This is a genomic window from [Flexibacter] sp. ATCC 35103, from assembly GCF_001975985.1.
Taxonomy (GTDB): Bacteria; Bacteroidota; Bacteroidia; order Flavobacteriales; family Flavobacteriaceae; genus Flavobacterium.
The window spans coordinates 219,631-236,279 of sequence record NZ_MTQF01000001.1; the positions used below are offsets into that span (position 1 = coordinate 219,631).

General features: G+C 33.0%; 15 protein-coding genes. 7 read left to right on the plus strand and 8 right to left on the minus strand.

The window, feature by feature from the left end:
- Nucleotides 1–2: 2 nt before the first annotated feature.
- The 5 genes from BXU01_RS00850 to BXU01_RS00870 form a co-directional block, all read right to left on the minus strand.
- Nucleotides 3–1,016, minus strand: coding sequence for a SpoIIE family protein phosphatase (locus tag BXU01_RS00850; protein ID WP_083691275.1), 1,014 nt, complete (start codon nucleotides 1,014–1,016; stop codon nucleotides 3–5).
- Nucleotides 1,009–1,425, minus strand: a complete 417-nt coding sequence (locus BXU01_RS00855) for an anti-sigma regulatory factor (protein ID WP_083691276.1) — start codon at nucleotides 1,423–1,425, stop codon at nucleotides 1,009–1,011. Before BXU01_RS00855 ends, BXU01_RS00850 begins: the two co-directional genes overlap by 8 nt.
- Nucleotides 1,406–1,804: an STAS domain-containing protein gene (locus tag BXU01_RS00860; protein WP_083691277.1), complete on the minus strand. Its 399-nt coding sequence runs from the start codon at nucleotides 1,802–1,804 to the stop codon at nucleotides 1,406–1,408. Before BXU01_RS00860 ends, BXU01_RS00855 begins: the two co-directional genes overlap by 20 nt.
- Nucleotides 1,805–1,822: 18 nt before the next feature.
- Complete coding sequence (locus tag BXU01_RS00865) at nucleotides 1,823–2,653, minus strand: STAS domain-containing protein (RefSeq protein WP_083691851.1); 831 nt, start codon at nucleotides 2,651–2,653, stop codon at nucleotides 1,823–1,825.
- 441 nt (nucleotides 2,654–3,094) lie between these two features.
- Nucleotides 3,095–3,730, minus strand: coding sequence for a ferritin-like domain-containing protein (locus tag BXU01_RS00870; protein WP_083691278.1), 636 nt, complete (start codon nucleotides 3,728–3,730; stop codon nucleotides 3,095–3,097).
- 284 nt (nucleotides 3,731–4,014) lie between these two features.
- Here BXU01_RS00870 and BXU01_RS00875 point away from each other — a divergent pair, with 284 nt between their 5' ends.
- The 4 genes from BXU01_RS00875 (at nucleotide 4,015) to BXU01_RS00890 (ending at nucleotide 6,441) form a co-directional block, all read left to right on the plus strand.
- Complete coding sequence (locus BXU01_RS00875) at nucleotides 4,015–4,443, plus strand: hypothetical protein (protein WP_206196595.1); 429 nt, start codon at nucleotides 4,015–4,017, stop codon at nucleotides 4,441–4,443.
- A gap of 171 nt (nucleotides 4,444–4,614) precedes the next feature.
- Nucleotides 4,615–5,178 carry a Crp/Fnr family transcriptional regulator gene (locus tag BXU01_RS00880; protein ID WP_083691280.1) on the plus strand — a complete coding sequence of 188 codons (564 nt, stop codon included), beginning with the start codon at nucleotides 4,615–4,617 and terminating at the stop codon, nucleotides 5,176–5,178.
- A gap of 175 nt (nucleotides 5,179–5,353) precedes the next feature.
- On the plus strand, nucleotides 5,354–5,743 hold the full coding sequence (locus tag BXU01_RS00885) for a RidA family protein (protein ID WP_083691852.1): 390 nt from the start codon (nucleotides 5,354–5,356) through the stop codon (nucleotides 5,741–5,743).
- A gap of 449 nt (nucleotides 5,744–6,192) precedes the next feature.
- Nucleotides 6,193–6,441, plus strand: a complete 249-nt coding sequence (locus tag BXU01_RS00890; RefSeq protein ID WP_083691281.1) for a hypothetical protein — start codon at nucleotides 6,193–6,195, stop codon at nucleotides 6,439–6,441.
- A 22-nt stretch (nucleotides 6,442–6,463) separates the two neighbouring features.
- On the opposite strand, the gene BXU01_RS00895 is transcribed toward BXU01_RS00890, so the two are convergent.
- Nucleotides 6,464–7,972, minus strand: a complete 1,509-nt coding sequence (locus tag BXU01_RS00895) for a glycosyl hydrolase family 32 (RefSeq protein WP_083691282.1) — start codon at nucleotides 7,970–7,972, stop codon at nucleotides 6,464–6,466.
- Nucleotides 7,973–8,123: 151 nt separating this feature from the next.
- Complete coding sequence (locus BXU01_RS00900) at nucleotides 8,124–10,304, minus strand: HAD-IIB family hydrolase (RefSeq protein WP_083691283.1); 2,181 nt, start codon at nucleotides 10,302–10,304, stop codon at nucleotides 8,124–8,126.
- Nucleotides 10,305–10,816: 512 nt separating this feature from the next.
- Between BXU01_RS00900 and BXU01_RS00905 the strand changes: the two genes are divergently transcribed.
- Complete coding sequence (locus tag BXU01_RS00905) at nucleotides 10,817–11,758, plus strand: proline dehydrogenase family protein (protein ID WP_165689744.1); 942 nt, start codon at nucleotides 10,817–10,819, stop codon at nucleotides 11,756–11,758.
- Between the two features lie 118 nt (nucleotides 11,759–11,876).
- Here BXU01_RS00905 and BXU01_RS00910 read toward each other — a convergent pair whose 3' ends face one another.
- Nucleotides 11,877–12,656 carry a polysaccharide deacetylase family protein gene (locus BXU01_RS00910; protein ID WP_083691285.1) on the minus strand — a complete coding sequence of 260 codons (780 nt, stop codon included), beginning with the start codon at nucleotides 12,654–12,656 and terminating at the stop codon, nucleotides 11,877–11,879.
- Between the two features lie 329 nt (nucleotides 12,657–12,985).
- On the opposite strand from BXU01_RS00910, the gene BXU01_RS00915 reads away from it, so the two are divergent.
- Both BXU01_RS00915 and BXU01_RS00920 read left to right on the plus strand, forming a co-directional pair.
- The gene (locus BXU01_RS00915; RefSeq protein WP_083691286.1) at nucleotides 12,986–13,678 is read left to right on the plus strand and encodes a response regulator transcription factor; all 693 of its coding nucleotides are present in this window, start codon (nucleotides 12,986–12,988) and stop codon (nucleotides 13,676–13,678) included.
- A complete protein-coding gene (locus BXU01_RS00920; RefSeq protein WP_255373676.1) occupies nucleotides 13,668–15,035 on the plus strand; it encodes a HAMP domain-containing sensor histidine kinase in 1,368 nt (455 codons plus the stop codon). Before BXU01_RS00915 ends, BXU01_RS00920 begins: the two co-directional genes overlap by 11 nt.
- Nucleotides 15,036–16,649 lie beyond the last annotated feature (1,614 nt).

Sequence of the window (16,649 nt, forward strand, 5' to 3'; positions counted from 1 at the left end):
ACTTAAATTATTTTTCCAACAAGAACTGTTGCATCATCAGTACCTCTGATATTATCTTTATATAAAGATGAAGCGATTACACCCGGATTTTGCTTAATGATCGAAGTAAGATCATTTAAGTTCCATCTGGTGCGCAATCCGTCACTATGCATTACTATAACCTGATGTTTTTCATAAGGTACAACCGTACTGTTTAAGGTACGCGGAATGTTATGTCCTATAATCCCATTATACGGAGTATAGGTTTTATTTTCTAAACCACGATAAATACGGGTATTGATATTGCCCACACCACAAATGTTCCAGCTCTCAGATTTATAATCTACTGTTGCAATTGTAGCCACCAATCCTCTGCTTTTTTTTACTTTATCATGAATTTCTCTAAGGATAGCAGTAGGTTCATGCTCTGTCGTTTGTTTAAATACTTTTATAGCTTGTTGCACAGCTTCATGTGCATTTGCTCCATGACCTAAACCGTCTCCTACAAAAATGTAAAACCCTTTTTTTGAATATTTAATATAATATCCGTCACCGCAAACGCGTTCTCCTGGATAGTTGACACTAACAGCAGAAAAATTGAATCCGCTTGGCATTAATGGGACATTAAAATCTATCTTATCACAAATTTTTATATACTGTACCGTTCCCCAATTTCTCAGGGAATAGATTTGAAAATCGTTACTTAATCTTTTAATAGCACCTAATCCGTGTCCAAGTGTATTGGACGACGAATAACCATCGTTCATAATTTTGTTTACATTATCAATGCCAACTCCTTTATCCAGGCAATAAATTTCAATCTGGTTATGTCCATCAGCGTGGTGTGCCCTGTATAAGAGTTCACCGCCTTGTGCATATTTAATTAAATTAGAAGTTAGTTCAGCAACTATTATATCTGTTTCTGCCGCTCTGTGAGGTGTAAAACCCAGTTGAAGCGCCAAATTATGTATTTCTCGTTTTATAAAAGCAATCAGACTCCGATCGTCGATTTTATAACTCGAAAATGTATTATCCATTTTTCCATTTTGTTATGGTAACAGTTGTTCCGTTTCCCAGTTCTGTTTTAATATCAAACTCATTTACAAGTCTTTTTGTGCCCGGCAAGCCAAGACCCAAACTTTTTCCTGTACTATATCCGTCTTTCATGGCTAATGCAATATCTGGTATTCCAGGGCCATTATCAATAAAAGTAACACGAACACCATTGTCGCGTCCGTTGCTGACAGATTCTATAACGACTTTGCCGCCGCCTCCATATTTCAAAAGGTTACGGACAAGCTCACTTGTAGCAGTAATTAACTTGGTTTGATTTAAGATACTCATTCCAACTTTTACACCATAGTCACGCACGCGGTTACGCAATGGCACCACATCCTGTTCTTTTACGATAAGTATCTCTTCTTTATTATTCGCTGTCGTCGTCATAAGTCTGCTCCTGATTATCGCCATTGTACATTTTTGCGCGAAGCAGATCCATGCCTTTTTCAACATTCAGGGCACTTATAACACCATTTAAGGACAATCCAAGTTCTACAAGAGTAATAGCAACTGCAGGCTGCATTCCTACTACCACTGTTTGGGCATCCATAATTTTAGACATAACGGCAATATTCCCCAGGATACGCCCCATGAACGAATCTATTATAGAAACTGCAGATATATCAATTAATACACCTTTTGAACTGTATTTATTTATAGTATTTATTAAGTCTGATTCCAGGTTTTCTGCCAGTTGGTCATACAAATCTACTTGTATGGTAACCAGCAAAAAATCTCCCATCTTAAGTATAGGAATTCTTTCCATGTTCTAAGTCTTATTGAATTATTTTCTTTTTACCACAGTAAGCTGTAGCATATCAAATGCTGTTTGAAGCGCACTTGCAAGTGATGCTTTTGTGATAATACCGGTAAGATCAATTCCTAAGTGCACAACAGTCTGAGCAATTTCAGGACGAATACCACTAATAATACATTCTGCTCCCATTAATCGTGTAGCACTTACTGTTTTAATCAAATGCTGTGCGACTAAAGAATCTACAGCAGGTACTCCAGAAATATCAAGAATAGCAATAGAACTTCCTGTATCAACTATTTGCTGTAAAAGATTTTCCATTACAACCTGAGTTCTTGAACTATCAAGGGTTCCTATAATTGGTAAAGCAACAACACCGTCCCAAACTCTGATAACCGGAGTCGAAATCTCACTAATTTCGTCAATTTGTCTTGAAATTACATCTTCACGACCTTTCATGTAAGCTTCAAAAGTCATGATAGTCATGTTGTCTATAACAGCACCTAATTGTAAATTAGCATCATAAAGTTTTGCAGAATCAGTTTCTAATTCTGAAAGTATTTGCGAAGCTGCTTCTTTAAACGAAATAAGATATTGAGCATTTTCTCTTGGCGAAAAACCTCTTTTTGCTCTTGAACTAGAAATTCCGATAATTAAATCATGTACTTTCTCGAATTGTTCTGATTCCTGATTGTAGTTGTTTGAGATACTTAAAGCATCTAGTAAAAGAGAGGTAAATTCTTTTGACTCTTCTTCTTCTGTTAAACCGTCTGTGGATCCATTTTCAAGAAGAAGTTGAGACCATATGGTTAGTAATTTGTTTTCGTGCTCTTTTAAGCTGCTTAGGACATTATTTTGCATTTGTTTTAAATTTGGATTTGTATGGAACAATATATATTATGTGTGGATTTATTAAATTTAAAAAAAACGCTTTACACCTATTCAATACTACTTTTGAGGTATTATTTTTCGATTTAAATTATAGCAATCTCAAAATAAACAACTTAGTTTTTTTAATCCTTATTTTAAAAATTAAGCACTTAATGCTTCACTTTTAACAATTAGGTATTCAAAAAAAATATCTCAGATATTCTAAAATGCGTATCAAATGTATATTACACGATAATAATAATTTTATAAAATTATGACTTAATCTTACACTATTAACATGTTAGATTTAACCTAAAAATATTAAAATTAAAAAACCAAATCTACTAATAATTTTCTTGCTAAAAGTAAAAAAACCTGCGAATTAAAAAATTGCAGGTTTTTTTATTATAAAGGCCAAATCCTAAATTGATTTTACTCTTCTGTAGCATCAAAATTAATCGTGTTATAAGCTGCTTCAGTAAGAGTTACGTCAGCTTCTTTTTCTTCGTTTAAAGTCTGAACTAACAATTCTACTGCTTCGTCTTCTCCTAAAGTTTTTGCAAAAGCGGCAAGAGTTCCATAAGTAGCAATTTCATAATGCTCAATTTTTTGAGATGCTGCAATAATTCCGGCATCACGTACTGCTCCAACTTCTGTTTCTTCCATTATACCTTCGCCTTCTTTGATAAGACCTTCCATAGCATCGCATTTTTTTGCTGCTGCTTTTTCTCCAATCGATGCAAAAACCTGTTCTAATCTTGTTACCTGATTCTCTGTAACGGTAAGATGGTCGTTGATAGCATCAATTAAATTTTGAGAAGTTGCATTTTTTGCCATTTTAGGAAGCGCTTTTGTTAAAGCTTTCTCTGCCCAGTAAATATCTTTTAATGAATCTACGAATAAATCTCTTAATCCTTCTGCTGCAGATGATTTTGCTTTTACAACTCCTTTTGGTGTTGTAGTTTTTGATGTACTTGCAGTTTTAGATGCTGTTGTAGTTTTTGATGCAGTCGTTTTAGATGCAGTTGTTGCTTTTTTAGCCGGTGTTTTTGTGTTTGAATCTTTCATGATATTATTTCTTTAAAAATTTATAAGTCAAATGTATAACTGATATTTCTGACAATCTTATAGAATTAAAGTTCAATCTTACATCATTTAAATCATTACAAATCAAACACATAACAAGGCTTTAATTCTATAACAAACCACCATAATTATATAATTTTTAAACAGTGTGCTTCTTTTACATTTGAGTATAATATGAGTATCTACAAGTATTATCCATTTTTTGTTTTATTGCTTTGATTTAATACTACCTTCAAATAAAAATATTTTTAACACAACTCCTTATTATGACAGATTATACAACTACTAAAACACAAAACTTTTTCAGAATCCTTTTAGGGCTCTTTATGATAATGGCTGCAATTGGACATTTTACTTTTCAGCGACAAGATTTTCAGGCACAAGTACCTAACTGGGTTCCTCTTGATAAAGATCTTGTTGTTATACTGTCCGGTATCGTAGAGATCGCTCTGGGACTTGCAATGTTTTTTTTAACAAAACATAAAATACAAACAGGATTGGCATTGGCTCTTTTCTATGTTTTGGTTTTTCCGGGTAATATTGCCCAATATATGAATGGTACAGATGCCTTTGGTCTTGATACAGATCAGGCCAGATTAATCAGACTTGTTTTTCAGCCTGTTTTGATTTTTGTTACCTTATGGTCTACCGGTGCACTTGATTATATTAAAAGAAAATTGGCTCATGAATTATAGACCTGATTCTTTGTTATAAAACAAGAAAGTCCGCATTTCGATTCAATTGAAATGCGGACTTTCTCTTTATAAAAATTCTTTGCCTGACTATTTAAACAATATTTTTTTTAAAGGTTATAAGCCATAAAATACATTCTGATTATTAAAATTTCAATAACTTTGAATTCTAATATGCAGGCAAACCTTAGAGAACATATCGAAAAAATAATACCATTGACAGATGATGAATTTGCCTTTGTGTATTCTCACTTCACAACCAGGAAATTTAAAAAGCATCAATTTCTAATTCAGGAAGGTGATCCTGTAAAATATTCGTACTTTATAATTTCAGGGCTTTTAAAATTGGTTTACACAGATAATAAAGCTAAGGAACATATTGTTTCTTTTGCTTTAGAAGATTGGTGGGAAAGTGATTATTATGCCTTTTTTACCCAAACCGAAGCTACAATGTCATTAGAATGTATAGAAGATACTGAGGTTCTTTGCTGTACACTTGAAGATTATAAAAAACTTTGTGCTGGCCTTCAAAAAATGGAACGCTTTTTTCTGGATAAAGCTACTTTTGGTTTTCTAGGATCACAGCGCCGCATTATATCCTGGCAAACATCAAACTCAAAAGAGCGTTACGAACAGCTTTTAAGACAATATCCGTCACTTATCCAGCGTGTTCCTAAAAGTCTTATCGCTTCATATCTAGGCGTATCCCGTGAAACGCTAAGCAGATTATCTTCCTGATGTGACATACCTCACATTAAATTCGTGAGAAATGTCAAGACTCCATTCCAGCAGTTATTCTCAATTTTGCAGTATAAATTTTTAAACTGTAATCATGAAAAAAACAGCAAAACTTTTAGCATTATTATTATTAATTACGATGCCGATATTGGCACAATCTAAAAAAGTTAAACAAATGGAAAAAAGAGCCATTAATCCCTGGCAATGGCAGGACCAGCGCAGTTATGTACAAGCCGTTGAAGTAAAAAATCCTGAAGGAACACTTTATGTTTCAGGACAAACCGCTATTGATGCAAACGGAGTTTCAAGCAATGAAAATATCGAATCGCAGATTATACTTGCGCTAAAAAACCTGGAACAAGTAATCACAGAATCAGGTTATGAATGCAAAGGAATTGTGAGATTAAATATCTACACAACTAATACCAGCGAACTCTGGCCACATTTTAATATTATCCAGGATTGGGTTGCCAAACACGGCATGAAACAAGCCACTACTTTACTTGAAGTCAAAAGCCTTTTTGAAACTTTAAAAGTAGAATTAGAAGCTACTGTTGTAAAATAAACAGATCTCTTTTATTCGATTTTTTGATTGCTGGATTCTTACACTTTATTTTTTGACAGAGTTTTATTAATACTCATTTGTAATGATGTATTACAGGCATTTTATGCAGAATTTTTAATCTCTTCATCTCCCTAATTTTTTGTCTTTGCTCTTTCCTCTTTAAATCTAAAAGTCCAACAATCAAAAAATTGAATATTTTTTTACCGTAGATTTTTCTTATAAATAATAGTGTATCAATTTGTTAGAACAAAAAATTCTAAAATCTTACAAATATTTTTAATTTTTTGCATTATATTTCAAAACTAAAAAATCCATTATTACGTAATTACATGAAACGATAGTCTTGTAATAAGATAGATTCAATTCACTGTAACGTTTTTGGAAAAATATTGAATTTTATCTTATTCCTGATTATCGTTTATTTTTTATTAAATTAAAGAAAATTAAGTGTGGACAAAATTAATGTACTAAGATTAAAAAAGACTTTGGCTTACCTTGAAAGCAAACAACGGGAATTAAAAAGACATAAAGATAGTGATACCCGAAGTATTGAATCAATGATAAAATATCTTAAAAAAGATATGCTGGAGCAATTTAAATTAACAGATTATGATGTTTATATAAAAGGCGAACTCAATAATACCGAAACCTTTATTCAAAGTGTAAAAAGCATTATCGACAGTAACTCTATTTCATAAACTCACAATCTGTCCATAAACACTACTGTGCTATTTTATTATATTCATCAAATGCCTTATTAGGATCTGCGGTTGCATATTCATTTTCAGGTTCCGGAATAACGTGAATTTTTGAATCACTCAGCGATACTATTGCAGAACAAACATATACGCCAATTTTACCTTCGCTGTATTTATAGTCCAACAACGTTAGTTTGACGATATCATTAATCGAAAGCTCATAATAATTTCCGTAACGAATAATTTTAAAATAGATTTCTTTGTTTTCTACTATTTCGAATTGATTGGTCTGTATGTTTTCGAATACAAAATTATTTTTGACATCTTTTTCATTAAAGCCCCAAGCCCTGAACTGCACAAAACCATTTACAAAATCAATTGAGATATAATAAGCTGTTCCTTCGTCATCACATTCAATGACAAAACCTGTTTTTCCCATTCCTTCGACAGCCAATGTTCCTTCCCAGACAAAATTTTCTGAGGGTTTTTCGAAACAAAAAACTTCGTATCCGCTTCGACAGCCAATGCGCCATTTATTCTCATTTTCTATCTCAAAATTTGCTGACGGATTTCCTAAAATAGGAACCGGAATTGGTAAATTTCTTTGGTGAATGGTTCTTTGATAAAGCGTTCGCCAATGGTGATACGTTTTTAATAATAGTCGGCCATTACTATCAACATCCAACTGTTTTGGCGGCGGAATCACCCGAAGCGTGTTGACATTTCCGCCAACAAAATAAAAATTATAGATCAGATAATAGTCGCCTTCTTTTACAATTCTCGCGGCATAATTACCTTGCGGCATTAATACATTATTATGAAAGGCATGATATTCTCCTTTAAAATCAGGAGAAAACCAATATCGCACTTTTATATCTTCACGAATTGAGCCCAGTAAATAATGCATTCCTTTTATTTCTACCACGCACGGACATTCGATATCATCATATACATAAGCAACATGCAAAGGTTTTTGCAATACAAAACCTTTCTCCCCTCTTTTTGCAACACCAATACAACCTCTTCTATACGTTGGTCCTACAGCACTGCGGGCACAAATAAGTAAATAATCTTCTCCTTCGAATTCATATTTATAAGGATCCCTGAAACTGAGCCATTCGCGCGGGTTGTTATCACGGCTTTCATAATATGGGGCATCACTTCGCAAAGGCAAACCGTATTGATTGTCTTTTGTCCAGTGAATTAAATCCGGAGAAACTGCCCGCCCTACTTTTTGCGTAATTCCTTTGTCCTGACGTTTCAAGCCCGTATAATACATTTCGTAACCTTCTCCTGCTGAGTTTTTACTCACATGCATTGTCCACAACATATCATCATCCCACTCGCCGGGATCGCCTACAAACAAAGCATTTTTTACCCTTTTCCAAGAAAGACCGTCTTTTGATACTGCATGTGCAATATAATCGTGATTGGGAATAATAAGATGAAATAAATGATGAACTCCGTTTTCATCGATAAATACATCTACGTCTCCTATTTCCCAATTGCTAAATCCTGAACCTGAATACATACTAACCTATTTTATTATTTAACATATTGTGTCATTTTTGTCATCCTGAGCAAAGTCGAAGGATCGTAAACAAAATCGCCAATCTTTAATTTCCATATTTCAAGGAATTAAAATCCCTTGCTACAATATGAATCGTTCCTCCGGAACTTATTTATTTTATAATTTTATAATGTTTTAATCCTTCTAAAATACCGGACGAAGCTGAATCTTTGGCCACATAAATACTTTTTGTGGTTTCATAATTGGCTAGTTCTATGCTTCGGTTGCCTACGATGATTCCTTTTATAGAACCTCTGAACATATCGATGTCGTTTCCTGAATCTCCGGCTGCAATGACATTCGATAGCGGAATAGACCATTTGCGGCATAAAAATTTAATAGCATTTCCTTTTGAGGCTCTTTTTGGAATAAAATCAATAAATTCTCCGTGACTTGGTATAATGTTTACTTTATACCATCCTACGCCCAAAACAGCTATTAGTTCATCATAATCGTAATTTTCTTTCTCATAATAGTAAGATATTTTATAAGGATTTTGTGCTTCTTCTTCCTGCATACGCAACCACGGAATCTCTTTTAAGCGATTTACAATATCGTCTCTTTTCCAGCGGCCGGCTAAAAACTTAGCCCAGCCTTTATCTAATATATAGTCCTTTCCGTTTGTATAATAAATTTCAGTACCAACAGAGCAAATAATAAAATCCGGCAACGGAAATTGCTCTTCTTCAATAACTTGTTTAACCAAGGCTAAATTTCGTCCGGATGCCAGGGCAAATGCCATTTTATCTGTTCGGTTGACTAAATGTTCTTTTAATTCTATCAGCCCGGGATTGTTTAATTTTGGTTCTATTAATGTCCCGTCAATATCCGAAACAAATAAATGAGCAACTTTCCTTTTTAACCTTTCGATATTAATATTAGGATAATGCTGCTTTTTTATTCCTGAACCGGATGATGCTGATAAGTTTTCATTTACCAACTCAACATATTGATTAACATGGCTTAACCAGCTATAATGTTTCTGGATATTAATGGCTCCGTTATTCGAGTAATATTTCCATTGGTTTTCATTGGTCAGAATGTTTCGCAATGCTTTTTTGATTTCATTTTCATCCAGCGGATTTACCAGTTCTCCATTCTGGCATGTTGGAATAATTTCAGAAGGACCTCCGTTTTTAGTTACTACAACAGGCAAACCTGAACTTGCAGATTCAATTACGGTTAAACCAAAATTTTCATGCAAAGCCAAATTCACAAAAACACCTCTTTTTTCTGCCGCATAACGATAAATAATAGAAACTTCGTTTTCTACATCATGCTTTTTAGGAATTGCCATTTTTCCGTACAAATCATATTTATCCATTAACAACAACAGATCTGTAAGAACATCTTTTTCTGATTCCGGCATTTTCGAAATATCTTTTCTGATTCCGGCAAAAATCACCAGATTGGCAATACTCTGCAGTTCCTTGTCCTTGCCATAAACCTCGATAAGTGTATGAAGATTTTTATGGCGGTCAGGTCTTGAAAGTGCCAGAATAAAAGGTTTATGCGGATTGATTAAAAATTTAGAAATGGTTTCTGCAACCCAATATTTTCTTTGCTCCTCTTCCATTTGTTTGTCAGAGTCTTGTTCTCTATGATAATAAGGAACAAATTTGCTGGTATCGATTCCAGGAGAAATGGCGTGGTATTTGCCTAAATCAAAGTTTAAATAGGGTTTGTAAGTTTCAATTTCCTGCTCTGTAGAAGTAACTATAAATTCAGATAATTCAAGTGTTTTTTCCTCAGCAGCAATTCTTTGCTTAAACTTAAATTTCTTTTCAATTTCTTCTTCACTTATACCGCTTTCGAGTAGTTTTTTCTTTTTATGAAAACCCAGTGAATGTCCCGTATGCGCAAACGGAATATTTAATATTGTTGATAATTCACTGGCGACATATCCTGCGTCTCCGTAATGCGAGTGAATCCAGTTCGGGAATATATCATGAAGTTTGATATGCTGGACAATTCCGTTTACAAAAGTGTCTAAACCATCCCATAATTGTTCTTTTGGCTTGTACTTTTTTCCTAAAAAAGGAATACGCCTTATGTCTAATTTGTCATTAATGATTTCGATAGGTACAGCATATTCCGGCGAAAGATTGGGATCATCAATTAATCTTGTAAATACATGAACATGTTCTACATCTTCATGTTGTGATAAAAACTCAGCAAGTTCATATACATATTTTGTTTGTCCGCCATTATCAGCATCTCTACCAATCTCCAAACCTGAACCTTTTAGCAGTCCGTGAATGTTGATTAATGAAATTCGTAATTTTGTCATCATTGTACTTTATTTGTTAGAAATTTTAAGGTACGAAAAATCGAGCAGTTGAGCCTAAAATCATACAAAAAATAACAGGATTCTTAACATTTAATAACAAATATGTAAGAATGATAGTCCTGCAGAATCTTTTTTTAACAATTCTCAATATTGTATGATACTCTTTCAAAAGTATTCCCGAATGATTTTTTTTCAATTAAAAAAAAGTACAATAACGATGCTGCAAATCGACCTATTTTGATCTGTAATTGTTACATTTGGGTTTTGGATATTCTAACATTAAATACGGACTTATAGCTCAAAGAACCAGAATATTTTTTCTAAAAAAGGTAAACATTCCTGATTCAAAAAGAAGTTTTGTCAACAAACCATTTCACATTATTTGCTCAGTCCGAAAAAATTGAAGCTAAAATTTCAAAGTCTATTCAAAGCTTATCATAATACTTTTGATTTGTGATTTCAATTCTATTTAAGTTTAAATTTTTATATCGATACTAAATAACAAAACAATTATAATGCAACAGGATTTATTACTAATGGGTGCAAATGCTTTAAGAAAAGCAGCACTAAACGAACAAGCAAAAGAGTATATTCTCTCTAACGAAATTCTATTTAAAACTATTAAGAAAGCGGCAGACCGATATATTGGTGGGGAAACATTAGAAGAAACTATTGTTAAGGTTCAGGACCAAAACAAACAAGGTTTTAAAACCTCTATAGAATTCATGGGCGAAAATACGCTGACTGAAAAAGAAGCTTTTGAGGCATCTCATGAATTTGTTAGAATTGCACAAGAGATTTCAAAACAAAAACTGAACTCGACTTTTTCTCTCGATCTTTCGCACATCGGATTATCATTATCAAAAGATCTGTGTTTAAACAACTTAGATTTGATCTGTAAAGAAGCTAAAAAAGAGAATATTGAAGTAACAATTAGTGCCGAAAATATCGAAGTAACAGATGCTGTTATCGATGTATACAAAACTGCTTCTAAAATGTATGATAACGTTTCTATTACTTTACAGGCCTATTTGCACAGATCGAAAGATGATTTTGAAGATTTGGTCCAGCAAAACGGCAGAATAAGAATCGTAAAAGGAGCTTTTGCTACACCCGAAGGCGTTTCGATTGCCAGAGGTCACGCACTGGATGAACGATATTTATATTATATAGATCAACTGTTTTCAAGAAAACATAAATGTGCTATTGCCACTCACCATGATTTAATTCAGAAAGAAGTTGTCGCACTGATCGAAAACTACAAGCCCAACAAAGATTTATATGAATTTGAAAGTTTGTACGGCATTCAAAATGAGCAATTAAGAATATTAAAAGACCAAGGTTATCCAACAAAAATTTATTTTGTATATGGCAAAGAATGGTATTTGTACCTTTGCAACAGAATTGCCGAATATCCTTTGAATATATTTCAGGCTTTACACGATATTGTCAACTAAGATTCTTATTATCAATACATTCCGATAATATTAATCGCTTTTATAAATTTCAGAAAAACAAAAAATCCTATTTNNAAATAGGATTTTTTGTTTTTCAACTGTAAAAAACAGAAGGTATTTATTCTTCAGGAAGTAAATCATCTAAGTCTGATAACTTATAAAACTTAAGATCATTCTGTTTCATATACTTACAAATAAACTCTAAGGTTTCAATTTTTGTCTGATAATTTTCGGTTACATTTTTTACCGGTTTATGACCGCAAAGAAGTAAAATTTTATGGTGTTTTTTAGCATAATCCAACAATTCTAAAACATACGGAATACTAAAATGAATGTGACTGTTGTCTATATCAAAAGCAAAAACAATTTTCGAATTATTAAAGAAACTATCTTGTTTTTCAGGTGCTTCGCCTCCAAAAGCTCTTCCTCTTATTATTTTAAAATCTTTGGATAATTCTTTATCCAATGCCTGAGATCTTTCGCCATAAGGATAGGCAAATGAGGTAACATTAAATGATAATCTTTTCATAGAAACAATCATAGGATCTATTTCCTGTTTCATATAAGCATCGATTCCATGTTGCTGAACAAACTTAACGGCATTATAATGATGGTATCCATGACCTGCAATTTCATGGCCTTCTTTTTGCATTTCAAGAAGTTTTTTTATTTGTGGAGCTCCAATAGAATCTATTCTGCACACATTAAAAGTAGCTTTCCATCCGTATTTTTTCAAGGCCTGATCCGCTTCATACCATTCATCGACATAAGCATCATCAAATGATAAAAGCACACCCGCTTTATAAGGTTTTGATTCTGGCAGTTGCTTTTTAGTTTCGCAGGAAAAAAAGGTTAAGAACATTAAAAAAAGTATTGCTTTTGTGTAGAATAGCTTCATATAGTACTTGTAGTTAATAGTTTTGGCTCTTAAAAAAATATATTTCTACTTCAAATATATAACATTCCAACACAGCATTTATTCTTGTTTCCGTAATTTTTATATAAACTGTTATTATATTCCTGTATCATTTTTTTGCAATAGCGATTACTTTTTAATTACTTTTATAACGACAAAATTTGACCCAATGCTCTGGGTTTAGACACGATTTTGCAAATGGTAGAAAAATGTACTTTTAGAATAAAATAAAAAAAGTAATCCCATTACAAAATACTGCTAACTACTGCATTACTTACTGTACACTATAAAGTTTTCTATTATAACTCGTTATGAATAAAGTATTATTAGTTGAGGACGATCCCAGAGTAGCTTCTTTTATTACAAGAGGACTTGAGGAACATCTCTATGAAGTCAAAACGATTGCAAAAGGTTTTGAGGCTATAAAAGAAGTTATGGAAAATGACTATAATATCATTATTCTTGATATTATGCTTCCGGATATAACAGGATTTGAAGTTTGCGAAGTGTTAAGAAGCAGAAAAATAATCGTTCCAATATTAATTTTGAGCGCTCTCGATACGCCACACGAGAAAGTAAAAGGTTTACAAGCCGGCGCTGACGATTATTTAGCAAAGCCTTTTTTGTTTGAAGAATTACTGGCCAGAATAAACGCTCAGCTTCGCCGTGCAGAATTCAGTACCGGAATTCTGGATTTTCAGTCCTATGCCGGAATCCAAATTAACATGAAAGAACAAAGCGCCACAAGAGATGGAAAAGAACTTAATTTATCTTCCAGAGAATTAAAGCTTTTGATTTTTTTTATGAAAAACCGCGAAAAGGCATTATCCCGAATCGCTATCGCACAAGCGGTTTGGAATATCGATTTTGATACTACATCAAATACAGTTGATGTCTATATTAATTATTTACGCAACAAAATAGATAAAAATTTCCCTACTCCGCTTATTCATACTATAAAAGGAACAGGATATATGCTCAAACAAAAGAGTTATGAATCTTAAAAACAAATTAGCGGTTAATTCTACTTTGCTGTTTGCTTTTATAGTGGGACTGCTTATGGCGGGTTCTTTCCTTTTTTTCAGAAGTCATATGAAGGACCTTTATTTTGACAATCTGGAAGATCATGCGATGATAACGGCGTTATTTTATTTTGAAAAAGATGAGATAAAAGAAATGAACAGCACTCGTTACAACCAAATTGAACTTCAGTACAAACGAATAAACAACGAATCGATACGGGTTTATGATGCTAAAACCAATAAACTTTATATACACGATCATATTGATTTTGATTTAAGCGAAAAAGACTTAAAAAATATCGCCAAAGAAAAACTGCAAACTTTTACAAGGGGCAAAAGACAATTTGTAGCATTATTTTATAAAGACAATCAGGGTGATTTTATAATTGTAGTTTCAGGAATCGATCGCGCGGGTAACCGACAACTTGAGATTCTTGGATTTATGTTTATTCTGTTTTATCTGGCAGGAATTCCATTAAATTATCTTTTAGGAACATTCCTGGCAAAGCAAACTTTTCGTCCGTTTACAGATGTGATCGAAAAAGTAAACACCATAACTACAGAAAATCTCCATTCCAGATTAGATGTCCCTAATAAAAATGGTAAAGATGAAATTAAAGAACTCGTTACCACTTTTAATTATCTTCTTGAAAGATTAGAAAGCGGCATAATGATCCAGAATAATTTTCTAAAAAATGCGTCGCACGAATTAAAAACTCCGCTTACTATTATTATTGGAGACATCGATGTATCACTCCAGCAGCCCAGAACAAACGAGCAATACGAGCAAATATTAAAATCCCTCAGAAAAGATACGTTACATCTTAAGGCAACTCTCGAAGGACTTTTGGTATTATCAGGACTTGAACTCTCTGAACCTCAGCAAATGGAAATCGTTAGAATCGATGAGATCTTATGGAATGTTCTCGAAAAGAAAGCGATAGAATATCCGGAATCCAAAATCTCTGTAAATCTTGATGCTATTGCTGATCATGAAGATTTACTTTCTGTATCTGCCAATAAACACATGCTTTTTATTGCGCTGTACAATATTGTAGATAATGCTGTAAAATTCTCCTCTCCTAAACCCGTAGAAATATTTGCACTTTCAGACCAAAATAAACTTGTGATTAAAATTTCAGATCATGGTTCCGGAATTTCAGAAAGTGACCAGAAATCTATTTTCGATCTTTTTTACAGGAGCGATAATACACGACATATTCAGGGACAGGGATTAGGTCTTTTTATCACGATGCAAATACTCAAACTTCATCATATTAATCTAATAGTAGATTCTGAACTTGGCAAAGGAACTTCATTTTCTTTAGTGTTTCCTTGAGTTATCGGGAAAAATGGTTAAATGATTTTTTCTCTCGCAGATTCCGCAGATTGAGCAGATCTAATTTTTTTAATTAAGCTCCAGCGGAGCAAAATATCTATAGAGAATATATTATGCTATTTGCATCAAAGCTCCAGCAGAGCGAAATATCTATAGAAAATATATCCGTTATCCGCATCAAAGCTCCAGCGGAGCGAAATATCTATAGAAAATATATCCGTTGTGACATCAAAGCTCCAGCGGAGCGAAATCTATATTATACCTAATTATTAAATATATCGCCCCGATGGGGCTTTTCGAAATATGGAAATTAAATTTCTATAAATATAGCGTCCCGCTGGGACTTATTTCCCCGCAAGCTTAAAGAATTTAATAGAATTAAAGTTATGTCTCTATGTTTTAAATAATAGCTGCTAATTATAAAATAAAAATCTACCCAATCTGCAAGAGCTGTGTGAAAAAAATTCAACACATAGAAATATAGATCGTTATATTCTTCATAAAGATAATTTCAAAAAAATCTAGATTTTCACACATAGCTTTGTCAATGCTGTTATGTGATAATATTAAAATTGAACGTCGTTTTTAAAGCTCCAGCGGAGCGAAATATCTATAGAAAATATATCCGTTGTGACATCAAAGCTCCAGCGGAGCGAAATCTATATTATACCTAATTATTAAATATATCGCCCCGATGGGGCTTTTCGAAATATGGAAATTAAATTTCTATAAATATAGCGTCCCGCTGGGACTTATTTCCCCGCAAGCTTAATGAATTAATAGAATTAAAGCTATGTCTATGTTTTAAATAATAGCTACCAATTATAAAATAAAAATCTGCCTAATCAGCAAGATCTGTGTGAAAAAAATTCAACACATAGAAACATAGATCGTTATATTCTTCATAAAGATAATTTCAAAAAAATCTAGATTTTCACACATAGCTTTGTCAATGCTGTTATGTGGTAATATTAAAAGTGAACGTCGTTTTTAAAGCTCCAGAGGAGCAAAATATCTATAGAAAATATATCCGTTGTGACATCAAAGCTCCAGCGGAGCGAAATCTATATTATGTCTAATTATTAAATAGGTCACCCCGATGGGGCTTTTCGAAATATGGAAATTAAATTTCTATAAATATAGCGTCCCGCTGGGACTTATTTCCCCGCAAGCTTAATGAATTAATAGAATTAAAGCTATGTCTATGTTTTAAATAATAGCTACCAATTATAAAATAAAAATCTGCCTAATCAGCAAGATCTGTGTGAAAAAAATTCAACACATAGAAACATAGATCGTTATATTCTTCATAAAGATAATTTCAAAAAAATCTAGATTTTCACACATAGCTTGGTCAATGCTGTTATGTGATAATATTAAAAGTGAACGTCGTTTTTAAAGCTCCAGAGGAGCAAAATATCTATAGAAAAATATTACGTTATTCGCATCAAGCTCCAGCGGAGCGAAATTTATGTTATATCTAATTATTAAATAGGTCACCCCGATGGTGCTTTTCGAAATATGGAAATTAAATTTCTATAAATATAGCGTCCCGCTGGGACTTATTATCTGAAATCTAAAAGAGTTTAAATAGAAATAAAGCTTATGTTTCTA

Bases quoted from the DNA above. Each gene is read 5' to 3' on its own strand.
- BXU01_RS00850 (WP_083691275.1), bottom strand. From the start codon at position 1,016: ATGGATAATACATTTTCGAGTTATAAAATCGACGATCGGAGTCTGATT.
- BXU01_RS00855 (WP_083691276.1), bottom strand. From the start codon at position 1,425: ATGACGACGACAGCGAATAATAAAGAAGAGATACTTATCGTAAAAGAA.
- BXU01_RS00860 (WP_083691277.1), bottom strand. From the start codon at position 1,804: ATGGAAAGAATTCCTATACTTAAGATGGGAGATTTTTTGCTGGTTACC.
- BXU01_RS00865 (WP_083691851.1), bottom strand. From the start codon at position 2,653: ATGCAAAATAATGTCCTAAGCAGCTTAAAAGAGCACGAAAACAAATTA.
- BXU01_RS00870 (WP_083691278.1), bottom strand. From the start codon at position 3,730: ATGAAAGATTCAAACACAAAAACACCGGCTAAAAAAGCAACAACTGCA.
- BXU01_RS00875 (WP_206196595.1), top strand. From the start codon at position 4,015: ATGACAGATTATACAACTACTAAAACACAAAACTTTTTCAGAATCCTT.
- BXU01_RS00880 (WP_083691280.1), top strand. From the start codon at position 4,615: ATGCAGGCAAACCTTAGAGAACATATCGAAAAAATAATACCATTGACA.
- BXU01_RS00885 (WP_083691852.1), top strand. From the start codon at position 5,354: ATGGAAAAAAGAGCCATTAATCCCTGGCAATGGCAGGACCAGCGCAGT.
- BXU01_RS00895 (WP_083691282.1), bottom strand. From the start codon at position 7,972: ATGTATTCAGGTTCAGGATTTAGCAATTGGGAAATAGGAGACGTAGAT.
- BXU01_RS00900 (WP_083691283.1), bottom strand. From the start codon at position 10,304: ATGATGACAAAATTACGAATTTCATTAATCAACATTCACGGACTGCTA.
- BXU01_RS00905 (WP_165689744.1), top strand. From the start codon at position 10,817: ATGCAACAGGATTTATTACTAATGGGTGCAAATGCTTTAAGAAAAGCA.
- BXU01_RS00910 (WP_083691285.1), bottom strand. From the start codon at position 12,656: ATGAAGCTATTCTACACAAAAGCAATACTTTTTTTAATGTTCTTAACC.
- BXU01_RS00915 (WP_083691286.1), top strand. From the start codon at position 12,986: ATGAATAAAGTATTATTAGTTGAGGACGATCCCAGAGTAGCTTCTTTT.
- BXU01_RS00920 (WP_255373676.1), top strand. From the start codon at position 13,668: ATGAATCTTAAAAACAAATTAGCGGTTAATTCTACTTTGCTGTTTGCT.